Origin of the sequence: Nocardioides sp. CFH 31398 (assembly GCF_022436705.1) — a bacterium.
In the GTDB taxonomy this organism is placed as follows: Bacteria; Actinomycetota; Actinomycetes; order Propionibacteriales; family Nocardioidaceae; genus Nocardioides.
This window is the reverse complement of record NZ_JAKUHT010000030.1, coordinates 45923-67678: the sequence shown is the minus strand read 5'-3', so window position 1 is coordinate 67678 and position 21756 is coordinate 45923. Positions and strand designations below refer to the sequence as shown.

The following is a 21756-nucleotide window of genomic DNA, read 5'->3' as shown; positions in this document are numbered from 1 at the left end:
GGCGCGGGCCGGGGCGCGGGCCGGGGGCGGCGGAGCCGCCGGACCGGGCCGCCGGGGCGGCGGTGGACGCGCCGTTGGACGACGCGCCGTTCGAGGCGGCCGCCGGGGCCTCCTGGGCGGCACCGCCGCCGGAGGACTTCAGCTCCTCGCCGTACTGCTTCTTGAACCGCATCTCGACGGGCGGTTCGACGGTGGAGGACGCCGACTTGACGAACTCCCCCATCTCCTTGAGCTTCTCGAGAACGAACTTGCTCTCGACGCCGTACTCCTTGGCGAGCTCGTGAACTCGGGTCTTGGCCACGTTTCTCCTTCTGGCCCGAGACCCGGTGGAGCCGGCTGTGCCGGCGGGGAGTCGGACCGTTAGTGGTGGTGCAAACTCATCGTGAGGTACTCATCGAGTGCTCATGAGCTGCTGCTCCAGCTTCTGTCGGTCGGTGTGTCGGTCGGGTCCAGCAGGTGTTCCAGGTCCTCGGTGGCCAGGGGGCCGGGCACCCGCAACGCGCGCGGGAACGCCTTCCTCCGGACCGCGAGGTCGTAGCACGTCCGCTCGGGGTGCAGGTGCGCCCCCCGGCCGGCCGCCGTGCGACCCGGGTCCGGTACGACGGCCGGCCGGCCGTGCGCATCGCTCCCCGCGGTCACCCGCAACAACTCGCTGGCGGCGGCCCGGCCGCGGCAACCCACGCACATGCGCACAGGGGAAGACTCGGAACGTGCCACCGAGGCTCCACACTACCCCCGCGGGCCAGTCGATGCCGAACCGGACGGGGCCGCGGTGCGGCGCCCGCGCCCCGGGCTGCCCCGATGCCCCCACGACGGCGGCAGCCCGGAGCTCGAGGTGCTGCTCGACCACCCCCTCTGGTGGCCCCGACCGCCACGACCCGCTCCGGGTCTCGGGGCTGCCGAGCGGCTCTTGGTCGGAGCCGTCGGCGGAGGTGGGTGTGGGCCATCAAGCCGTTCCGCGACCGACCACGTCCCCCGGATGGTCGTCCACGAGGTCAGCGCGACCGTGTGACCCCCCGGGCTCAGGCGTCGGGGGCGACCGGCGGCTCGTCGTCGACCGGCGCCTCGTCGGACCGGATGTCGATCCGCCAGCCGGTCAGCCGCGCCGCGAGGCGGGCGTTCTGCCCCTCCTTGCCGATGGCCAGCGAGAGCTGGAAGTCGGGGACGACGACCCGCGCGGCCCGCGCCTCCTCCGAGACCACGGTCACCGAGGTGACGCGCGCCGGGGACAGCGCGTGGGCGACCATGCGCGCGGGGTCGTCGGAGAAGTCGACGATGTCGATCTTCTCGCCGTTCAGCTCCGCCATGACGTTGCGGACCCGCTGGCCCATGGGGCCGATGCAGGACCCCTTGGGGTTGACCCCGGGGACGGTGGAGCGGACGGCCATCTTGGTGCGGTGGCCGGCCTCGCGGGCGATGGCGACGATCTCGACGGTCCCGTCGGCGATCTCCGGCACCTCGAGGGCGAACAGCTTCTTGACCAGGTTCGGGTGGGAGCGCGACAGGGTGATCTGCGGGCCGCGCATGCCCCGGCGCACCGACACGACGAGCGCCTTGATCCGGGTGCCGTGGCTGTAGCGCTCGCCCGGCACCCGCTCGCCGACGGGCAGCATCGCCTCGAGGCGACCGAGGTCGACCAGGACGTCGTCGGGGTTGCGACCCTGCTGGATGACGCCGGAGAGGATGTCGCCCTCCTTGCCGGAGAACTCGCCGAACTTCACGTCGTCCTCGGCGTCGCGCAGCCGCTGCAGCATCACCTGCTTCGCCGTGGTCGCGGCGATCCGCCCGAAGCCCGCCGGCGTGTCGTCGAACTCGCCGACCTTCTGGCCGTCGTCGTCGAGCTCCGCGGCCAGCACGCTCACGCGACCGGTCTTGCGGTCGAGCTCGACGCGGGCCTCCTCGTAGGCTCCGGGCGTCCGCTGGTAGGCCGTCAGCAGCGCCTGCTCGATCGCCTCGACGAGCACGTCGAAGGAGATCTCCTTCTCGCGCTCCAGCATCCGCAGGATGCTCAGGTCGATGTCCATCAGCGGTCCTCCCCCGTGTGGGTGTCCTTGCGGTTGAACTCGACCTGGACGACGGCGCGCCGGACGTCGGCGTAGGCGACGTCCCGCGTGGTGCCGTCGACGTCGAGCGTGGCGGCGTCCTCGCCGGCTGCCGTGATCCGGCCCGTGAACGGCTCGCCCTCGACGGGCGTGACCGCCACCAGGCGGTCGGCGTTGCGGCGCCAGTGCCGGGGCAGCTCCAGCGGACGGTCGACGCCGCGGGAGGTCACCTCGAGCGTGTAGGCCCGCTCCCCCATGACGTCGGTCTCGTCGAGCACGCGCGAGATCTCGCGGGTGGCCTCGGCGACGTCGTCCATCGTGATGCCGCCGTCCTTGTCCACGGCGACGCGCAGGAGCCGGCGCGAGCCGGCGGGCGCGAGGTCGAGGGCCTCCAGGTCCATGCCGAGGTCCGCGACGGGTCCCGTGAGGACCTCGCCGATCCGTCGGGTCGTGGCGTCGTCCTTGGCCTGCTGCACGGCTGCGCCGACCTCCTTCTGCTGTTGTGACCGCTGGTCCTGCCGTCACGCCGGGCGGCCCCTCGGGGGCCCGGCCTCGGCGGACCCACCACTGTAACGGTGACCTACGCTCGTCCGGTGCCCGACCGCCAGCCCCCCGGCCTGCCGCGCCGTGCCGTGCTCGCCGGCGCCGGTGGACTGCTCGCGACCGGCCTGACCACGCTCACCGGGTGCGGCGCGCGGGTCTCCCCCGACGACGGCCCCGCCTCCGGGTCCACCTCCTCCACTCCGCCGGCCACGGCCTCCCCCGAGCAGGTGCCGGGCGACGACGACGTCCTCGCCGCGGCGCTGGAGCGCACCGAGGGCCTGGCCGACCTCGTCCGGAGGACCCTTCGGCGCCACCCGGGCCTGCGCGGCGAGCTCGCGGCCCTCCGCGACCTCCACGCCGCCCACGACGCCGAGCTCCGGCCGACGGACGGCGGGCCGTCGGGCTCGGCCACGCCCGACGACGTCACGGTGCCCCCGCGGCCCCCGCGCGCCCGCGCCGCCGTCCTCGCCGCCGAGCGCGAGGCGGTGGCGGCGTACGCCGGGCTGGCCGTGGCGTCGGAGAGCGGCCGGCTCGCCCGCGTCCTGTCGGCCGTCGCCGCCGCGATCGAGCAGCGGCTCGCCGTGCTGGAGCCGGGCGCCGAGCCGGTGCTCGCCCGACCCGGCCTCCTGGCGGCGCCGGGCGACGCACTGCCGCCCGAGGCCCGGGACGCGCTCCAGGTCGTGCTGGCCGGCGAGCACGCGGCCGTGTGGACCCTCGCCGTCGTCGGCGCGCGGACGTCGTCCTCGGCGAGCCCGGAGCTGTACGCCGACGTCGACGCCCGCTACGGCGTCCACCGCGAGCGTCGCGACACCCTCACCGACGCCCTCCGCGACGCCGGCGCCGAGCCGGTCGCCGCCGAGCCGGCCTACGTCCTGCCGGACGTCGACCCCGGCGGCGACGTGGCGGGCGCGACGGACGCCACCCGTGGCGTCGAGGACCGCTGCGCGGCGACGTACGCCTACGCCGTCGCCGGCACGACCGCCGACGTCCGCGACTGGGCCGTGCGCGCCCTCGCCGACGCCGCCCTCGCCCGCCTGCGGCTCGGAGGCGGGCCCCAGGACCTCCCCGGCCTCTGAGCCTCCAGCTCGCGACGGCCTCGCGGGCCCACGCCGGCGGGCCGGGGGAGAGAGGCGGCCCGCCCGCTGCGAGGAAGTCCCGAGATCATCCTCGCCACGGGCGGGCCGTCGTGCCGGGGCTGGTCAACTCAGCGCCCGGCAGGGTCGTCGCCTGCAGAAAGCGACTCCCTGATTCTTCTGTGGGGGGTACGAGGTCCGGCGCCCGAGCGCCTCACCTCGTTGCACAAGCATGCAACGCGGGAGGGCCCTCGCGCACCCCCTGTGAACTGCATAAGTGTGCAGTGCACGAAGTCGCAGGTCCCGCTCAGGCGCCGGGACGGACCTCCGCGAGGACCTGCTCCAGCGCGTCGTCCACCGCGACCTCCCGCTTGTCCCCCGTACGCCGGTCGCGGACCTCGACGACGCCGTCCGCCAGGCCCCGTCCGACGACGACGAGGGTGGGCACGCCGAGCAGCTCGGCGTCCTTGAACTTCACGCCCGGGCTGACCTTCGGGCGGTCGTCGTACAGGACCTCGACGCCTCGTCCCTCGAGCCCGGCGGCGAGCGCGTCGGCGTACTCGAACACGGAGGCGTCCTTGCCGGTCGCGACGACGTGGACGTCGGCCGGGGCGACCTCGCGCGGCCAGCACAGGCCGAGGTCGTCGTGGGTGCCCTCGGCGATGGCGGCGACCGCGCGGGTCACGCCGATGCCGTAGGAGCCCATGGTGACCGTGACGAGCTTGCCGTTCTCGTCGAGCACCCGCAGGTCGAGCGCCTCCGCGAACCAGCGGCCGAGCTGGAAGATGTGGCCCATCTCGATGCCGCGGGCGCTCTCGAGGACGCCGTCGTCGCAGCTCGGGCAGGGGTCGCCGTCACGCACCTCGGCGGCCTCGATCGTCCCGTCGGCGGTGAAGTCGCGGCCGGCGACGAGGTCGAGGACGTGGCTGCCGTCGACGTCCGCGCCGGTCACCCAGGCGGTGCCGTCGACGACGCGGGGGTCCACGAGGTAGCGGATGCCGCTGGCGTTCTCCTCGCCCAGCACGCCGGGGCCGATGTAGCCCTTGACCAGCGCCGGGTGCTTGGCCAGCTCGGCCTCGTCCATGGGCTCGACCTCGATGGGCTCGAGCTGGCCCTCGAGGCGCTTCTGGTCGACCTCGCGGTCGCCGGGCAGGCCGACGGCGAGGGGCTCGCGGGTGCCGTCGGGGTGCTTGAGCACGAGCAGGACGTTCTTGAGGGTGTCCCCCGCCGTCCACGCCCGGTCGTCGCGGGGGTGCTTCTCGTTGAGGTGGGCCACCAGGGTGTCGATCGTGGGCGTCGCGGGCGTCTGCTCGGCGTGCGCCGCGGGCAGGCCCTCGGTGCTGCGGGCGGGCTCGGGGCGGACCTCGACGGCCTCGACGTTGGCCGCGTAGTCGCAGGAGGTGCAGCGGACGTAGGTGTCCTCGCCGGAGTCGGCGCGCGCCAGGAACTCCTCCGACCGCGAGCCGCCCATGGCGCCCGAGGTGGCCTTGACGATCGCGTAGTCGAAGCCGAGCCGGTCGAAGATCCGGACGTAGGCCTCCCGGTGCGCGGCGTACGAGCGGTCGAGGCCCTCGTCGGAGACGTCGAAGGAGTAGGAGTCCTTCATGATGAACTCGCGCCCGCGCAGGACGCCGGCGCGGGGCCGCGCCTCGTCGCGGTACTTCGTCTGGATCTGGTAGAGCCAGACGGGCAGGTCCTTGTACGACGAGTACAGGTCCTTCACCGCGAGCGTGAACATCTCCTCGTGCGTGGGGCCGAGCAGGTAGTCGCCCCCGCGGCGGTCCTTCAGGCGGAAGATGCCGTCGCCGTACGTCGTCCAGCGGTTGCTGGCCTCGTAGGGCTCGCGGGGCAGCAGCGCCGGGAACGACAGCTCCTGGGCGCCGATGCCGTCCATCTCCTCGCGCACGATCCCCTCGACCTTGCGCAGCACGCGCAGACCCAGCGGCAGCCAGCTGTAGATCCCCGGGGCCGCCCGGCGCACGTAGCCGGCGCGGACGAGCAGCTTGTGGCTCGGCACCTCCGCGTCGACGGGGTCCTCGCGCAGGGTGCGGACGAAGAGCCGGGACAGTCGCAGGATCATGCCGGAAGGCTAGTCGTGGGGTCGCGGCGGGCTCGAACCGGTTTCGGTCACCGCTGGTCGAGGTGTGACGGGTCGAGGCACGACACGAGGCACCTCGACCGCCGAGGAGGACGGTGGGCCTCAGAACATCAAGGTGGAGAACGTCGCCGTCTGCCGGAAGCCGCAGGCCTCGTACGCGCGGCGGGCCGGCTCGTTCCACTCGTTCACGTAGAGCGACAGGGACGGCGCGAGGTCGTCGACGACGAGACGGGCGACGGCGGCCATGCCGCGGGTGGCCAGGCCCTCGCCCCGCCGGTCCGGCGGGACCCACACGCCCTGGATCTGGGCGGCGGCGGGACTCACGCAGGCCACCTCGGCCTTGAACACGACACGGCCGTCCTCGAACCGCGCGAACGACCAGCCGCGGCTGACGAGCTGGGTGACGCGGGCGCGGTACAGCGCGGAGGACCCGCCCCGCTCCGGCGAGACGCCGACCTCCTCGGTGTACATCGCCACGCAGGCGGGGTAGAGCGTCTCGAGGTCGGCCTTGGTCGTGACCCGGACCTCGGGGTCGGGCTCGACCAGGGGCTCGCCGACCAGCTCGAGGTGCGGCTGGTCCCAGCGCTCGTCGCGCGGGGACTCCCAGGTCGCGCGGGCGACGTCCCAGAACGCGCGGACGGCGGCCTGCGGGCCGACGAGGGTCGACACCGACCGCGGGCGTCGTACGGCGCGCTCCGCGAAGGCGCGTGCGTCGTCGTCCGTGGCCCCGATCGGCACGAGGTTGGCGCCGAGGTGGCAGGCGGCGGTGAGGCGTCCCTCGGCGTAGCGGCCCCAGACCTCGCCGCCGAGCCAGCGGGGGTCGAGGCGGGTGGTGCGGGCGCGGTAGTCGGCGAAGCAGTTGACGACCGGGTCGAGGGCGGTCAACGCCAGGAAGTCCTCGAGGTCCTCCGACCCCAGGACGTGAAGACCCTCCCGCATCGCGAGCACAGCGCGAGCCTAGCCCCGGGCACCCGGCCACCGCCCGACGCCGGGGCCCGCGCCCCCGGGACGGCGGTCACGACACCGAGACGACGGGCTCCCCGGACTCGGCGTCGACGCCCATCTCGTCGGCCATGCGCATGGCCTCCTCGATCAGGGTCTCCACGATCTGCGACTCCGGCACGGTCTTGATGACCTCGCCCTTGACGAAGATCTGCCCCTTGCCGTTGCCCGAGGCGACGCCGAGGTCGGCCTCGCGCGCCTCACCGGGACCGTTGACGACGCAGCCCATGACGGCGACCCGCAGCGGGACCTCGAGGCCGTCGAGGCCGGCGGTGACCTCGTCGGCGAGCTTGTAGACGTCGACCTGGGCCCGGCCGCACGACGGGCAGGAGACGATCTCGAGACGACGCGGCTTGAGGTTGAGGCTCTCCAGGATCTGGATGCCGACCTTGACCTCCTCCACCGGCGGCGCGGACAGCGAGACGCGGATCGTGTCGCCGATGCCCTGGCTCAGCAGGTGGCCGAAGGCGACGGCGGACTTGATCGTGCCCTGGAACGCCGGTCCCGCCTCGGTCACGCCAAGGTGCAGCGGCCAGTCGCCGGCCTCGGCGAGCAGCTCGTAGGCACGCACCATGACGACGGGGTCGTTGTGCTTCACCGAGATCTTGAAGTCCCGGAAGCCGTGCTCCTCGAAGAGCGAGGCCTCCCACTTCGCCGACTCGACGAGCGCCTCGGGCGTCGCGCGGCCGTACTTCTCGAGCAGGCGCTTGTCGAGGGAGCCGGCGTTGACGCCGATCCGCAGCGACGTGCCGTGGTCGGACGCCGCCTGCGCGATCTCCTTGACCTGGTCGTCGAACTTGCGGATGTTGCCCGGGTTCACCCGGACGGCGGCGCAGCCCGCCTCGATCGCCGCGAACACGTAGCGCGGCTGGAAGTGGATGTCGGCGATGACCGGGATCTGCGACTTGGCCGCGATGGCGGGCAGCGCGTCGGCGTCGTCCTGGCTCGGGCAGGCGACGCGGACGATGTCGCAGCCCGCCGCGGTCAGCTCGGCGATCTGCTGCAGGGTGGCGTTGATGTCGCTGGTCAGCGTCGTCGTCATGGACTGCACCGAGATGGGCGACTCGCTGCCCACACCCACCTTGCCGACCTGGATCTGACGGGTGGGACGCCGCGGGGCCAGCACCGGCGGAGGGGGTGCGGGCATGCCGAGGCTCACGGTGCTCATGGCCTCCAGATTACCCACCGGCCCTGGGGCCGGGCGCGTCAGCCGGAGCCTCAGCCGGGCACGACGGAGAGCGGCACCACGAGGTCGCCGATGATGAGCACGACGCCCATGACGAGCAGCGCCGAGGCGACGACGTACGCGACCGGGAGCATCTTGGCGACGTCGGCGTAACCCGGGTCCGGGCGGCGGCGGAGCCGGGCGGTGCCGCGTCGTCCCGCCTCGTAGAGCGCGCCCGCGATGTGCCCGCCGTCCAGGGGCAGCAGCGGCACAAGGTTGAGGGCGCCGATGAAGAAGTTGAAGCCGGCGACGAGCAGCAGCAGGAACACGAACCGGTCGAGGCCGGGGATGAGGTCGGTGGACGCCGTCTCGCCGGCGATCCGGCCGCCGCCCACCACGCTGACCGGGCTGTCGGGGTCGCGCTCCTCGAGGCCGAGGATGGCCTGCCCGACGCCGTACACCCGGACGGGGAGCGTCACGAGCGCCTCGGCGGTCTGCACGGCCATCGTGCCCATCTCGCCGAGCGTGTAGAGCGGGCCGCCGGTGGTGCGCTCGGCCTGCGGGCTGACCCCGAGGAACCCGACCTCGGTGAGGCGCTCGGGGTCGACGTCCTCGCCGGTGCCGGGTCGCGCCTGGACGGTGGTGCTGGTCTCGCCGCTCATCTGACGGCCGTCGCGGTCCCAGGTCAGGACGGCGGCGCCGTCGCTGTTGCCGCGGATGAGGCCCTGCAGCTGGTCCCAGTCGGAGACGGCCTCGCCGTTGAAGGAGGTGATGACGTCGCCGGGGCGCAGGCCAGCCTCGGCGGCCGGGGCCTCCGGGTCGCTCGCGGTGCACGCGCGGTCGGCCTCGTCGTACGGCAGGACGCAGGCGGAGACCTCCTCGACGGTGGTGCCGACGGGGCGGACGTCGCCGGGGTTGCCGTAGGTGGCGAAGACGCCGAGGAAGATGAGGAAGGCGATCGCGATGTTCACCATCGGGCCGCCGCCCATGACGACGACCTTCTTCCACCAGGCGAGCTTGTAGAAGAGGCGGTCGTGGTCCTCCGGCCTCACCAGCTCCCACTCGGCGGCCCGGGCGTCCGAGACCAGCTGGGCGAAGAGCCCGGTGTTCGACTTCCGCACCTTGTACGCCGGGTTGCCGTGCTCGTCGTAGCCCTGCGGCTCGGCGAGGTCGCCGGCGCCCGGCGGGAGCATCCCGACGATCTTGACGTAGCCGCCGAGCGGGATCGCCTTGACGCCCCACTCGGTCTCGCCGACCTGCTTCGACCACACGGTGGGCCCGAAGCCGACGAAGTACTGGGTGACCTTCGCGCCGAACGCCCGCGCGGGGACGAGGTGGCCCAGCTCGTGCAGGCCGATGGAGACGAGGATCGCGACGACGAAGAAGAGGACGCCGGCGGTGTAGAGGAGGGCGGTCACCGGCTCAGCTGTCTCCCTCGTGCGGCGCTGTCGGGCGGGGTGTCAGGCGGGCGGTGGCCTCGGCCCGCGCCCACGAGTCCGCGGCCAGGACGTCGTCGACGCCGAGCTGCGGCGCCTCCGAGGGTACGCCGCCACCCTGGGCGTCGCCGGGTCCTGCGCGGCGGGCGTCGTGGGCACCGAGGACGTCGGCGACGACCTCGACGATCCGGACGAAGGGCAGCCGGCCGTCGAGGAAGGCCGCGACGGCGACCTCGTTGGCCGCGTTGTAGACGGCGGGCGCCGTCCCGCCCGCGGCGCCGGCACGGCGAGCCAGCGACACGGCGGGGAACGCCTCGTCGTCGAGGGGCTCGAAGGTCCAGGTGGCGGCCGTCGTCCAGTCGCAGCCGGGCCCGGCGTCCGGGACGCGGTCGGGCCACCCCATCCCGAGGGCGATCGGGATCAGCATCGACGGCGGCGACGCCTGGGCGATCGTGGAGCCGTCGACGAACTCCACCATCGAGTGCACCACCTGCTGCGGGTGGACGACGACGTCGACCTTCTCGAGCGGCAAGCCGAACAGCAGGGCCGCCTCGATGACCTCGAGGCCCTTGTTGACCAGGGTCGCGGAGTTGACGGTGATGACCGGTCCCATGGCGAAGTTGGGGTGCTTGAGCGCGTCGTCGGGCGTGACGTCGGCGAGCTCGTCGGCGCTGCGGCCGCGGAACGGGCCGCCGCTCGCGGTCAGCACGAGGCGCCGGACCTCGGCGCCGGTGCCGGAGCGCAGCGCCTGCGCGACCGCCGAGTGCTCGGAGTCCACCGGGACGATCTGGCCGGGGGCGGCGAGGTCGAGGACGATCGGGCCGCCGATGATCAGCGACTCCTTGTTGGCCAGGGCCAGGGTGCTGCCCGCCTCGAGCGCGGCGAGCGTGGGCCGCAGGCCCGCGGCGCCGGTGATGCCGTTGAGGACGACGTCGCACGGCGTGGCCGCGGCCTCGAGCGCGGCGGCGTCGCCGAGCCCGGCGTACGCGGGGGCGAACTCCTCGACCTGGGCGTCGAAGAGGTCGGGCCGTGAGCCCCCGGCGGCGAGGCCGACGACCCGGAACCGGTCCGGGTGGGCGCGGCAGAGGTCCAGCGCCTGGGTGCCGATGGAGCCGGTGGACCCGAGGATGACGACGTCGCGAGGCACCGGGTCATGGTCCCAGACCGGCGGCGGGGGTCCTCAGCGCAGGTCGACGACCCCGCCGGCGAGCAGCGCCGAGACCGCCCGGCCGAGGAACGTCTCGTCCTCGACGTCGTGGACGTGCCGCTCCCCCTGTACGTACGCCGGGACGCCGTCGGGCGGGTCGTCCACCGGTGCCGGGTCGGTACGACCGGCCCGCAGGGCGACCGGGAGCGCGAGGTCGCGGGTCTCGACGACCGTGGGGCCGTCACCGGCGACGAGCACGGCGGGCGCGGTGGTGGCGTCGGCGTCCGGCGCCACGTCGACGAGCAGCAGGGCCGGGTCGTCGACGTCGCCGTCGAGCACGGGGACGGCGCCGAGCCGCAGCGCCGCGAGGCCGCCCACGAGGCGGGTGCGGTCGTCGGCGACGCCGATGCCGACCCGGGACCCCGGCACCACGCCGAGGCCCCGCATCGCCCCGCCCAGGGCGCCGACCTCCTCGAGCAGCCGGGCCACGGTCCAGGACGCCGTCGCGTCGACCAGGGCGGGCTCGTCGGCCCGGCCGGCGATGACCTGACGGTCGAGGGCGTCGAAGCAGAGGTTCACGCCGCGACCCTACGGACCGCGCCGGAACGCCTCGACGCGCCACCCGGCGCCCGTCTGCACCCACCGCGTCTCGCCGTGGACCCGCCCGCTGCCGCTCGCGACGAGCCCGAGGCCCGCGCAGACGGCGGCCACGCGCTCGGCGCCGTCGGCGCCGGTGCGACGGGTGGTGCCGTGGGCGAGGTCCTTGTCCACGGTCGTCACCAGGACGCCGCCGGGTCGCAGCACCCGCGTGGCCTCGGCGAGCACCGCGTCGGCGTCGGACCGCTCGAGGAGGTGCAGCAACCAGACGAGGGACACGACCGACGCCGAGCCGTCGCCGAGCGGGAGCCGCCGGGCGTCGGCGCGGACGACGCGCCCGGGCAGCCGTCGTACGGCGTGGCGCAGCATGCCGGCGCTGGCGTCGGCGACGAGCACCTCGCGGCCGAGCGCACGGAGGGCGGCGCCGACGGTGCCGGTGCCGCCCGCGACGTCCACGAGCAGTCCCGGGCCGGGGGCGAGACGGTCGACCTCGGCGGCCACGGCGGCGGCACGGGCCTCGCCACCGCGCGTCTCGTCGTAGGTGTCGGCGGCGTCGTCGTACCGGCTCGGGAGGTCGTCCACCGGCCTCGCCGTCCCCGCCGGGGCTACTCGGCGGCGGCGAGCTGGCCGCAGGCGCCGTCGATCTCCCGGCCGCGGGTGTCGCGGACGGTGGTCGGGACGCCCTTCGCCTCGAGGCGGCGGACGAACTCGCGCTCGTCGGCGGGGTCGGACGCCGTCCACCTCGAGCCGGGCGTGGGGTTCAGCGGGATCAGGTTGACGTGGACCCAGCCGCGGTCGCCGCGCTCCAGCAGGACGTCGGCGAGCAGGTCCGCGCGCCACGCCTGGTCGTTGATGCCGCGCATCATGGCGTACTCGATCGAGACCCGCCGGCCGGTCGTCCGCGCGTAGTCGGCGGCGGCGTCGACGGTCTCCCCCACCGACCAGCGGGTGTTGACCGGGACGAGCTCGTTGCGCAGCTCGTCGTCCGGGGCGTGGAGGGACAGCGCGAGCGTGACCGGGATGCCCTCCTCGGTGAGCTGGCGGATCCGCGGGACGAGCCCGACGGTCGAGACCGTCACGTTGCGGGCGGACAGGCCGAGCCCCTCGGGGGCCGGGGAGACGAGGCGGCGGACGGCGCCGACGACGGCCTTGTAGTTGGCCAGCGGCTCCCCCATGCCCATGAAGACGACGTTCGAGAGCCGGCCGGGGCCGCCGGCGACGTCGCCGTTGCGCATCGCACGCGCCGCGGAGACCACCTGGTCGACGATCTCGGCGGTGGACATGTTCCGCTGCAGCCCGCCCTGGCCGGTGGCGCAGAAGGGGCAGGCCATGCCGCAGCCGGCCTGCGACGACACGCAGACCGTGGCGCGGTCGGGGTAGCGCATGAGCACCGACTCGACGAGCGCGTTGTCGAAGAGCCGCCAGAGCGTCTTCACGGTGGTGCCGCGGTCGGCCTCGAGGGTGCGGACCGGACTCATCAGGGTGGGCAGCAGCTCGGCGACGAGGTCGCCGCGCGTGGCCGCGGGCAGGTCGGTCATCTGCTCGGCGTCGGCGACGAGGCGCCCGAAGTAGTGGTGGCCCAGCTGCGCGGCGCGGAACCCCGGGAGGCCCGCGGCCTCCAGCGCGGCCTTGCGCTCGGGCCCGGCCAGGTCGGCCAGGTGCTGCGGGGGCTTCTTGCGGCCCCGGGGCTCGGCGAAGACCAGCGGCAGGGGCTTCGACCCGGCCTGCGGGGTGGTCGGCTCGCCCTGCGGGGCGGCGGAGGACTGGGGCACGGCGTCGGACATGGTGCCCCCATCGTCCCACCGACCCCGTCGAGTCGGCACATCTGCGCAGCCCACAGGACTCGAGTCGGCACGTCTGCGCACCAGGGGACGTCGAGTCGGCCCTCCAGGGCAGGGAGGAAGTGCCGACCCGGCTACAGCAGGAAGATCAGGACGGCGAGGACGACGGCGGCGACGCCCACCACGACGACCGCGGAGAGGCCGACGCCGAGGAGCATGTAGCGGCCGAACTTGCGGGTCTGCGGGATCGCGGTGAGGAAGAGCGGCACCAGGATCACGGCGACCAGCCAGACGAGGTCGACGCCCACCACGTCGGCGAGGGAGTCGGGGTTCGACAGCCACACGTACAGCACGGGCAGGACGAGGATGTAGGCCATCCCCGCGAAGAACCCGGCCAGCGGCACCGCGACCGGGTGGGCCTCGCCGGAGTCGTCCTCGTCGAGGTCCTCGTCGTCTGGGTCCTCGCCCTCACCCTCGGCATCGCCGTCGGTGCGGCGGCGGAGGGAGAGCCTCTCCTCGACCGGGTCGGCGCGGTAGCGCTCGGACTCGACCGCGCTCATCGTGCGCGTGCGGTCGTCCTCGCGCCGTGCGCCGAGGACGGGTTGGTCGTCCTCGGACCGGTCCTCCGCGGGCAGGCGGACGACGGGCCGCTCGACGGTCTCGCCACGGCCGAACGCGGTGTCCGGACCGGAGTCCTGACCGGTCGTCGCGGCGCCGGTGTCGTCGGTCTCCTCGGGGGCACGACGGGCCGCCCGCCAGCCCGGCGGACGGCGACGCTGCGGGGACACCGGCTCGTTCACGTCGCCCAGCATCCCACCTCCGCCGCCCGCAGGCCCGTCGGAGGCCCGGTCAGGACAGCGGCACCATGTCCGGGGCCCCCAGCCGGGCGGCGTCCGCGGTCTCGTCGTCGGGCATCTGCTGGCTCTGCCGCTCGGCGTCGACGCGGGCCCGGTAGTGCTCGATCTCGACCGCCTTCTGCTCGTCGCTCCAGTCGAGCACGCCGCCCATGAGGTCGGCGACCTCCTCGACGGCACCGACGCCGCGGTCGAAGGTCTCGATCGACAGCCGGGTGCGGCGGGTCAGGGCGTCGTCGACGTGGCGTGCGCCCTCGTGCGACGCGGCGTACACGATCTCGACGCGCAGGTGGTCCGGGGCGCCGGTCAGCGGCTCGGCGAGCGACGGGTCCTCGGCGACCATGTCGATCAGCTCGTGGACCAGGCTGCCGTACCGGTGCAGGAGCCCCTCGATGCGGGCCTCGTGGATCCCGGACCGCTCGGCGAGCAGCTGCCGCGAGTTCCACAGCGCGTGCCAGCCCTCGGCACCCAGCAGCGGGACGTCCTCGGTCACCGACTCCGGCACGCGACGGCCCGCGTGCGTCTCGAGCCCGTGGACCGCCTCGTCGACGGCGTCCTTCGCCATCACCCGGTACGTGGTGTACTTGCCGCCCGCGACGACCACCAGGCCGGGCGCGGGGTGCGAGACGGCGTGCTCGCGCGACAGCTTCGAGGTGGCGTCCGACTCCCCCGCCAGCAGCGGGCGCAGCCCGGCGTACACGCCCTCGACGTCCTCGCGGGTCAGCGGCCGCTCCAGCACCGCGTTCACGTGCTCGAGCAGGTAGTCGATGTCGGCCTCGCTGGCCGCCGGGTGCGCCTTGTCCAGCTCCCAGTCGGTGTCGGTGGTGCCGATGATCCAGTGCCGGCCCCAGGGGATCACGAACAGCACAGACTTCTCGGTCCGCAGGATCATGCCGACCTCGGAGCGGATCCGGTCCTTCGGGACGACGAGGTGCACGCCCTTCGAGGCGCGCACGTGGAACGGTCGCGCCTGCCCCGCCAGGCCCTGGGTGTCGTCGGTCCACACGCCGGTGGCGTTGAGCACCTGGCGGGCCCGGACGGTGACGCGGCGGTCGCTCTCCAGGTCGTGGACGACGGCGCCGGTGACCCGCTCGCCCTCCCGGAGCAGCTCGACGACGCGGGCGCGGTTCGCGACGTGCGCACCGTACGCCGCCGCCGTGCGGGCGATGAACATCGTGTGGCGGGCGTCGTCGACCTGGGCGTCGTAGTAGCGCAGCGCCCCGACCAGGGCATCCTTGCGCAGCGCCGGAGCCAGCTTGCGCGCCCCGCGGCGCGTGAGGTGCTTGTGCAGCGGGACGTCACCGGTGCCGGCGATGCGGCTCATCGCGTCGTACAGCGCGACGCCGGAGCCGACGTAGAACCGCTCCCAGCCCCGGTGCGTCAGCGGGTAGAGGAACGGGACGGGCTGCACGAGGTGCGGCGCGATCTTGTCGAGCATCAGCCCGCGCTCCTTGAGCGCCTCCGCCACGAGGGCGAAGTCGAGCATCTCGAGGTAGCGCAGGCCGCCGTGCATCAGCTTGCTGCTGCGGCTCGAGGTGCCGGACGCGAAGTCGCGCGCCTCGACGAGACCGACGGAGAGGCCGCGGGTCGCGGCGTCCAGCGCCGCGCCCGTGCCCACCACCCCTCCGCCGATCACCAGGATGTCGAGCTCGTCGGCCGCCATCGCGGCCAGGGAGTCCTCTCGTCGCTGCGGGGACAGGGGAACCGACCTCATCGTTCACGCCTCCTGGTGGTTGGTGCTGCGGAACAGCCGGTACCCGCGCCGTCGTGGCGGACGCTGTGACGTCAGTCCACGTCGACCCAGTCGAGGGTGCGCTGCACGGCCTTCTTCCACCCTGCGTAACCCTCCTCGCGCTGCGCGTCATCCCACTGCGGCGACCAGCGCTTCCCCTCGTTCCAGTTGGCGCGCAGCTCGTCGGTGTCGGACCAGAACCCGACGGCCAGGCCCGCGGCGTACGCCGCGCCGAGGCACGTGGTCTCGGCGAGCACCGGGCGGGACACCTCGACGCCGAGGACGTCGGCCTGGATCTGCATGCACAGCTCGTTGGCGGTGACGCCGCCGTCGACCTTGAGGACCTCCAGCTTCACGCCCGAGTCGGAGTGCATGGCGTCGGCGACGTCCTTCGACTGGTAGCAGATGGCCTCGAGGGTCGCCCGGGCCAGGTGCGCGTTGGTGTTGTAGCGCGACAGGCCGACGATCGCGCCGCGGGCGTCGGAGCGCCAGTAGGGCGCGAACAGGCCGGAGAACGCCGGGACGAAGTACACCCCGCCGTTGTCGTCGACCTGCTTGGCCAGGGACTCGGACTGCGCGGCGCCGGAGATGATGCCGAGCTGGTCGCGCAGCCACTGCACCGCCGACCCGGTGACCGCGATCGAGCCCTCGAGGGCGTAGACCGTGGGCTCGTCGCCGAACTTGTAGCAGACGGTGGTCAGCAGGCCGGCCTCCGAGCGGACGAGCTCGGTGCCGGTGTTGAGGAGCATGAAGTTGCCGGTGCCGTAGGTGTTCTTCGCCTCGCCGGGCTCGAAGCAGACCTGGCCCACGGTGGCGGCCTGCTGGTCGCCGAGGATGCCGGTGATCGGCACCTCGCCGCGGACCGGGCCGTTGGTGAGGGTGGTGCCGTAGCCCTCGGGGTCGGACGACGACCGGATCTCGGGCAGCATCGCGCGGGGGATGTCGAACAGCGCCAGCAGCTCGTCGTCCCACTCGCAGGTCTCGAGGTCCATCAGCATGGTCCGGCTGGCGTTGGTCACGTCGGTGACGTGGACGCCGCCGTTCGTGCCGCCGGTCATGTTCCACACGACCCACGAGTCGGTGGTGCCGAAGATGGCCTCGCCCCTCTCGGCGGCCTCGCGCACCCCGTCGACGTTCTCGAGGATCCACTGGATCTTGCCGCCGGCGAAGTACGTCGCGGGCGGGAGGCCGGCCTTGCGGCGGATGGTGTCGCCGTGCCCGTCGCGCTCCAGCTTGGAGGCGATGCGATCGGTGCGGGTGTCCTGCCAGACGATCGCGTTGTACCAGGCGCGGCCCGTCTTGGGGTTCCACACGACGGTGGTCTCGCGCTGGTTGGTGATGCCGATGGCGGCGAGGTCGGCGGCGGTCACGTTCGCCTTGTTCATCGCCTGCTGGATCACGGACGACGTCCGCTCCCAGATCTCGATGGGGTCGTGCTCCACCCAGCCCGCCCTCGGCAGGATCTGCTCGTGCTCGAGCTGGTGGCGCGCCACCTCCTCCCCCGCGTGGTTGAAGATCATGAACCGGGTGCTGGTCGTGCCCTGGTCGACGGCTCCGACGTAGTCAGCCATGGGGTGCCTCTCTCGTTCTCGGGTCTCGAGTGGTGCGGGTCCGGGGGATCAGACGTTCGGGCGGGCCTCGCCGACGGCGGGCTCCTCGACCTCGGGGTCGGTCAGGTGGATCTCGATGAGGAACTTGAACAGCGCACCGCCCACGAGGCCGCCGATGAGCGGCGCCACGATCGGCAGCCAGAAGTAGACGGGTCCCTCGGCCGGCACGAAGGCGTCGCCGTAGCCGGTCAGGAACGCCGCGATGCGGGGGCCGAGGTCGCGCGCCGGGTTGATCGCGTACCCCGCGTTCGCGCCGAACGCCATGCCGATGCCGACCACGAGCAGGCCGACGAACCAGGGCCCGATGTTGGCCAGCGGCGGGTTGTTCCACGCCGTGGTGAGGGCGAAGATCACGAACACGAGGATCGCCGTGCCGACGACCTGGTCGACGAAGGCGGTCGTGATGGAGACGGTGTTGCCGTCGGGCATCAGCCCGGGCGCGGTGAAGAACACGCCCTGGGTGGCCGCGGTCGTGTCGGGGTCGACGGCGCCGATGAAGTCGGCGTACACGGCGCGGACGATCAGCGCGGCGACAAAGGCGCCCGCGAGCTGCGCCAGGCAGTACGGACCGACCTTGGCCCAGCTGAAGCCCTTGAACGCGGCGAGCGCCACGGTCACCGCGGGGTTCAGGTGGGCCCCGGACAGCCGGGCGGCGGTGTAGACGCCGAGCGTCACGCCGATGCCCCACGCCCAGTTGATCGACTGGTAGTCGCCGCTCGCACCCTCCGCGAGGACGACCTGGGCGACCACCCCGCAGCCGAACAGGATGAGGACCATCGTCCCCGCGAACTCGGCGCTCAGCTCGCCGATCAGTCCACCCTTGCCCATGCGTGCTCCCTGGGTCCCGCGACACCTCGTTGTGTCGCGGCCCACACTCTGGCGCTCCCCCGCAGGGGGGTCAACCGGAGGCGGTGTGACGGGAGTGTCGCGAGGTGTCGCGTCCCGGGTGACGGGACGGGGTCGCCTCAGGCGTCGAGGGCGACGACGTCCGGCATGCGCCAGGCGCGCCAGCGGGGCAGCAGCGAGCCGTCGACGGGCAGGCTGCTCAGGTGCGCGACGAGCAGCGTCCAGGCCGTCGCGTGCCCCACCAGCACCAGGGGCGCGGTCGGGTGCTCGCCCCGCAACCGCTCGTACGCCGCGCCGATGCGCTCGGCGCACGCCCGCAGCGGCTCCCACCCGGGGACGGCGGCGGCGTCGGGGGCCTCGAAGGCGCGGGCGACCGTGCCGTCGAAGTCGTCGAGCCACCCGGCGTCGCGGTCGTGCTCGCGGAGGTCGTCGACGACGGCCACGGGGCCGCTCATCAGGGCCCGGGAGGTCTCGAGGGCCTTCATCTCCGGCGAGGTGCACCACACGGCGGCGGCGGGCACCCGCCCCGAGGTGCGCAGCGCCCGGACCTCGTCGACGCGCGAGTGGTCGAGGCGCCACCGGCGGGCGGGGACGGCGGGGTCGACGGCGGGGTGTCCGTGCCGGACGAGGTGCAGGGTCACGGAGCGGCTCAGAAGACCAGGTAGTGGAGCAGGAGCCAGGTCGGGGCCGCGGTGGCGAGCAGGGAGTCCAGGCGGTCCATGAGGCCCCCGTGGCCGGGGATGACCTGGCTCATGTCCTTGACCCCGAGGTCGCGCTTGATGACCGACTCGAGCAGGTCGCCCAGCGTCGCCATGACGCCGGCGATGGCGCCGAGCAGCATCCCGACCCACCAGTCGCCGTCCAGCAGGAAGGTGACCAGCAGCCAGCCCGCGAAGGTCGAGAACGCGACCGAGCCGGCGAGGCCCTCCCAGGACTTCTTCGGCGAGATGACCGGTGCCATCGGGTGCTTGCCGAACAGCACCCCCGCGACGTACCCGCCGGTGTCGGAGGCGACCGTCACCAGGATGAACACGATGATGGCCTGCACGCCGTGGTCGTCGAGCCCGGCGCCGTCCAGGCCGCCCTCCGCGAGCAGCAGCGCGACGAAGGAGCCCAGGAACGGGACGTAGACGAGGGTGAAGACCGCCGTCGAGGCGTTCGCGACGTAGCCCTCGATCCCCCGGCGCAGCAGCCAGAGCATGACCACCAGCGCGGTGACCGCGGTGACGGTGACGAGCACGTCCGCGCCGTACACGTAGGCGACGACGACCATGACGACCCCGCCGAGCATGAGCGGCTGCTCCGGCAGGTCGGCGCCCGTCTCGAGCAGTGCCCGCCGGAGCTCCCAGATCGCCACCACCACGGCGATCGCGACGATCACCATGAAGGCGGGCTTCCAGAACAGCAGCGACGCCGCGATGGCCCCGAGGAGCACGGCCGCGGAGGTCACGGCCGCGGGGAGGTTGCGGCCGGCACGGCCGTGGTCCTTGACGGGCGCCTGGGTGCCGGGGGTGCTCTGGTCGCTCATGGGGCGTGCGGCGGGCTGGAGGTCCTCAGACCTCGAGCAGCTCGGCCTCCTTGTTCTTCAGCATCTCGTCGATCTCGTCGGTGTGCTTCTTGGTGGTGCCGTCGAGACGCTTCTCGGCGCCGGTGACGTCGTCCTTGCCGACCTCGCCGTCCTTCTCGAGCTTCTCCAGGCCCTGCTTGGCGGTCCGGCGGATGTTGCGGACCGAGACGCGGCCCTCCTCCGCCTTCGCACGGGCGACCTTGATGTACTCCTTGCGGCGCTCTTCGGTCAGCTCCGGGAAGACGCAGCGCAGCACCTTGCCGTCGTTGGCCGGGTTGACGCCGAGGTCGGAGTCGCGGATGGCCTTCTCGACGTTCGCCATGGCGCCCATGTCGTAGGGCTGCACCAGGATGACGCGGGCCTCGGGGGCCGTGAAGGACGCGAGCTGCTGCAGCGGCGTCGGGGAGCCGTAGTAGTCGACCATGATCTTGCTGAACATGTTCGGGTGCGCGCGGCCGGCGCGGATGGCCGCGAACTCCTCGCGGGTCGACTCGACCGACTTCGTCATCTTGCCGTCGGCCTCGCGGAGGACGTCGTTGATCACCGGTGCTCCTTTGGGGGTTCTGTCGGGGTGGTGGACGCGGTCGGGTCGAGCGGGTCAGGACCCGGCGGTCACCAGCGTCCCGATCCTCTCACCCCGGACGACGCGGAGGATGTTTCCCTCGGGCTCCATGCCGAACACGACCATCGGCAGCCCGTTCTCGCCGCAGAGGGCGAAGGCGGTCTGGTCCATGATCCGCAGGCCGCGGGACATGGCCTCGTCGTACGTGACGTCGTCGAGCTTCACGGCGCTCGGGTCGAGGCGCGGGTCGGCGGTGTAGACGCCGTCGACGCCGCTCTTGGCGACCAGGACGACGTCGCACCGGCTCTCCAGCGCGCGCTGGACGGCGACGGTGTCGGTGGAGAAGAACGGCATGCCCATGCCCGCGCCGAAGATCACGACGCGGCCCTTCTCCATGTGGCGGATGGCGCGGCGGGGCACGTACGGCTCCGCGACCTGGCCCATCGTGATGGCGGTCTGCACGCGGGTCTCGACGCCCATCTTCTCGAGGAAGTCCTGCAGCGCCAGGCAGTTCATGACGATGCCGAGCATCCCCATGTAGTCGGCGCGGACGCGGTCCATCCCCCGCTGCTGCAGCTCGGCGCCGCGGAAGAAGTTGCCGCCGCCCGTGACGACGGCGACCTGGGTCCCCGCACGTTGCACGGCGGCGATCTCGCCGGCGATCTTCTGCACGACGTCGGGGTCGACGCCGACGCGACCGCCCCCGAACACCTCGCCGGACAGCTTGAGCAGGACACGCTGGTAGCCGCTCACGCGGGACTCCTGTCGTCGGGTCACACCGGACACAGCACGGCCGCCGGTCCCCGTGGGGAGCCGGCGGCCGCAGCCTTGCACATGCCGAGGGGGGCCTGTCTCAGGCGCCGACCTCGAAGCGCGCGAAGCGGGTCACGCTGGACCCGGCCTCGTCGAGCACCGTCTTGACGGACTTCTTGTTCTCCGTCACCGACGGCTGGTCGAGCAGCACGACGTCCTTGTAGAAGCCGTTGACCCGGCCCTCGGTGATCTTGGCGATCGCCTGCTCGGGCTTGCCCTCCTCGCGGGCGGTCGCCTCGGCGATGCTCCGCTCACGCTCGACGACGTCGCTGGGGACCTCGTCGCGGGTGAGGTACTGCGGACGCATGGCGGCGATCTGCATCGCGGCGCCGCGGGCGGCCTCGTCGGAGCCGTCGTACTCGACCAGGACGCCGACGGCCGGCGGCAGGTCGGCGGCGCGGCGGTGCAGGTAGGTCACGACGGGACCGTCGAAGCGGGCCACGCGGCCCAGCTCGATCTTCTCGCCGATCTTGACCGCGAGGCCCTCGACGATCTCGCCGACGGTCTGGCCGTCGAGCTCGACCTTCGCGAGCGACTCGGTGTCGGTGGCGCCGGCGGAGTCCGCGGCCTCGGCGAAGCGCTGGGCGGCGGAGACGAGCTCCTCGCCCTTCGCGACGAAGTCGGTCTCGCACTTGAGCTCGACCAGCGCGTTGCCCGCGCTGGCCACGAGGCCGGCGCCGGCCTCGCGCTCGGCGCCGCGCTTGGCGGCCTTGGCGGCGCCCTTGACGCGGAGCACCTCGATGGCCTTGTCGAAGTCGCCCTCAGCCTCGGTGAGCGCCTTCTTGCAGTCCATCATCCCGGCGCCGGTGGCGTCACGGAGCTTCTTGACGTCGGCAGCGGTGAAGTCAGCCATGGTCCTTCTTCCTCGGTCTCGCGAGGACCCCGGGA

At 73.3% G+C, this 21756-nt stretch carries 22 protein-coding genes; 1 reads left to right on the top strand and 21 read right to left on the bottom strand.

Annotated elements, in window-relative coordinates:
• The 4 genes from MJ876_RS19420 to rimP all read right to left on the bottom strand — a co-directional run.
• Positions 1-301 (bottom strand): translation initiation factor IF-2 N-terminal domain-containing protein (locus tag MJ876_RS19420; protein WP_240238935.1); only part of this gene is annotated, 301 nt, incomplete at its 3' end.
• A 101-nt stretch (positions 302-402) separates the two neighbouring features.
• The gene (locus tag MJ876_RS19415; protein WP_240238952.1) at positions 403-687 is read right to left on the bottom strand and encodes a YlxR family protein; all 285 of its coding nucleotides are present in this window, start codon (positions 685-687) and stop codon (positions 403-405) included.
• A gap of 335 nt (positions 688-1022) precedes the next feature.
• Complete coding sequence (gene nusA / locus MJ876_RS19410) at positions 1023-2024, bottom strand: transcription termination factor NusA (RefSeq protein WP_240238934.1); 1002 nt, start codon at positions 2022-2024, stop codon at positions 1023-1025.
• Positions 2024-2518 (bottom strand): ribosome maturation factor RimP, encoded by a 495-nt coding sequence (gene rimP / locus MJ876_RS19405; protein WP_308192627.1) that lies wholly within the window; start codon positions 2516-2518, stop codon positions 2024-2026. The genes nusA and rimP overlap by 1 nt, the downstream gene beginning before the upstream one ends.
• Before the next feature lie 117 nt (positions 2519-2635).
• Between rimP and MJ876_RS22395 the strand changes: the two genes are divergently transcribed.
• Positions 2636-3661 carry a DUF4439 domain-containing protein gene (locus MJ876_RS22395; protein ID WP_240238932.1) on the top strand — a complete coding sequence of 342 codons (1026 nt, stop codon included), beginning with the start codon at positions 2636-2638 and terminating at the stop codon, positions 3659-3661.
• A 304-nt stretch (positions 3662-3965) separates the two neighbouring features.
• Here MJ876_RS22395 and MJ876_RS19395 read toward each other — a convergent pair whose 3' ends face one another.
• The 17 genes from MJ876_RS19395 to tsf form a co-directional block, all read right to left on the bottom strand.
• Positions 3966-5738 carry a proline--tRNA ligase gene (locus MJ876_RS19395; protein WP_240238930.1) on the bottom strand — a complete coding sequence of 591 codons (1773 nt, stop codon included), beginning with the start codon at positions 5736-5738 and terminating at the stop codon, positions 3966-3968.
• Positions 5739-5858: 120 nt separating this feature from the next.
• Positions 5859-6695: a GNAT family N-acetyltransferase gene (locus MJ876_RS19390; RefSeq protein WP_240238948.1), complete on the bottom strand. Its 837-nt coding sequence runs from the start codon at positions 6693-6695 to the stop codon at positions 5859-5861.
• A gap of 76 nt (positions 6696-6771) precedes the next feature.
• Complete coding sequence (gene ispG, locus MJ876_RS19385; protein ID WP_240238927.1) at positions 6772-7926, bottom strand: flavodoxin-dependent (E)-4-hydroxy-3-methylbut-2-enyl-diphosphate synthase; 1155 nt, start codon at positions 7924-7926, stop codon at positions 6772-6774.
• A gap of 50 nt (positions 7927-7976) precedes the next feature.
• Entirely contained in the window at positions 7977-9341 is a 1365-nt protein-coding gene (locus MJ876_RS19380) for a site-2 protease family protein (RefSeq protein ID WP_240238925.1), read from the bottom strand.
• Positions 9342-9345: 4 nt separating this feature from the next.
• Positions 9346-10506, bottom strand: a complete 1161-nt coding sequence (locus tag MJ876_RS19375) for a 1-deoxy-D-xylulose-5-phosphate reductoisomerase (RefSeq protein ID WP_240238923.1) — start codon at positions 10504-10506, stop codon at positions 9346-9348.
• Between the two features lie 33 nt (positions 10507-10539).
• Positions 10540-11085 (bottom strand): hypothetical protein, encoded by a 546-nt coding sequence (locus MJ876_RS19370; protein ID WP_240238921.1) that lies wholly within the window; start codon positions 11083-11085, stop codon positions 10540-10542.
• Positions 11086-11094: 9 nt separating this feature from the next.
• Positions 11095-11685, bottom strand: a complete 591-nt coding sequence (locus MJ876_RS19365; protein WP_240238919.1) for a class I SAM-dependent methyltransferase — start codon at positions 11683-11685, stop codon at positions 11095-11097.
• Positions 11686-11708: 23 nt separating this feature from the next.
• Positions 11709-12887, bottom strand: a complete 1179-nt coding sequence (gene rlmN, locus MJ876_RS19360) for a 23S rRNA (adenine(2503)-C(2))-methyltransferase RlmN (RefSeq protein ID WP_240238917.1) — start codon at positions 12885-12887, stop codon at positions 11709-11711.
• Between the two features lie 131 nt (positions 12888-13018).
• The gene (locus MJ876_RS19355; protein ID WP_240238915.1) at positions 13019-13684 is read right to left on the bottom strand and encodes a hypothetical protein; all 666 of its coding nucleotides are present in this window, start codon (positions 13682-13684) and stop codon (positions 13019-13021) included.
• A 49-nt stretch (positions 13685-13733) separates the two neighbouring features.
• The gene (locus tag MJ876_RS19350; protein WP_240238913.1) at positions 13734-15452 is read right to left on the bottom strand and encodes a glycerol-3-phosphate dehydrogenase/oxidase; all 1719 of its coding nucleotides are present in this window, start codon (positions 15450-15452) and stop codon (positions 13734-13736) included.
• Positions 15453-15523: 71 nt separating this feature from the next.
• A complete protein-coding gene (glpK, locus tag MJ876_RS19345) occupies positions 15524-17041 on the bottom strand; it encodes a glycerol kinase GlpK (protein ID WP_240238910.1) in 1518 nt (505 codons plus the stop codon).
• Between the two features lie 48 nt (positions 17042-17089).
• The gene (locus tag MJ876_RS19340; RefSeq protein WP_240238908.1) at positions 17090-17908 is read right to left on the bottom strand and encodes an MIP/aquaporin family protein; all 819 of its coding nucleotides are present in this window, start codon (positions 17906-17908) and stop codon (positions 17090-17092) included.
• Positions 17909-18045: 137 nt separating this feature from the next.
• Positions 18046-18567: a histidine phosphatase family protein gene (locus MJ876_RS19335; RefSeq protein ID WP_240238906.1), complete on the bottom strand. Its 522-nt coding sequence runs from the start codon at positions 18565-18567 to the stop codon at positions 18046-18048.
• Positions 18568-18575: 8 nt separating this feature from the next.
• A complete protein-coding gene (locus MJ876_RS19330; protein ID WP_240238904.1) occupies positions 18576-19454 on the bottom strand; it encodes a phosphatidate cytidylyltransferase in 879 nt (292 codons plus the stop codon).
• A gap of 25 nt (positions 19455-19479) precedes the next feature.
• On the bottom strand, positions 19480-20034 hold the full coding sequence (gene frr / locus MJ876_RS19325; protein ID WP_240238946.1) for a ribosome recycling factor: 555 nt from the start codon (positions 20032-20034) through the stop codon (positions 19480-19482).
• A 57-nt stretch (positions 20035-20091) separates the two neighbouring features.
• Complete coding sequence (pyrH, locus tag MJ876_RS19320) at positions 20092-20808, bottom strand: UMP kinase (RefSeq protein ID WP_240238902.1); 717 nt, start codon at positions 20806-20808, stop codon at positions 20092-20094.
• A gap of 100 nt (positions 20809-20908) precedes the next feature.
• The gene (tsf, locus tag MJ876_RS19315; protein WP_240238900.1) at positions 20909-21721 is read right to left on the bottom strand and encodes a translation elongation factor Ts; all 813 of its coding nucleotides are present in this window, start codon (positions 21719-21721) and stop codon (positions 20909-20911) included.
• Between the last annotated feature and the right edge of the window lie 35 nt (positions 21722-21756).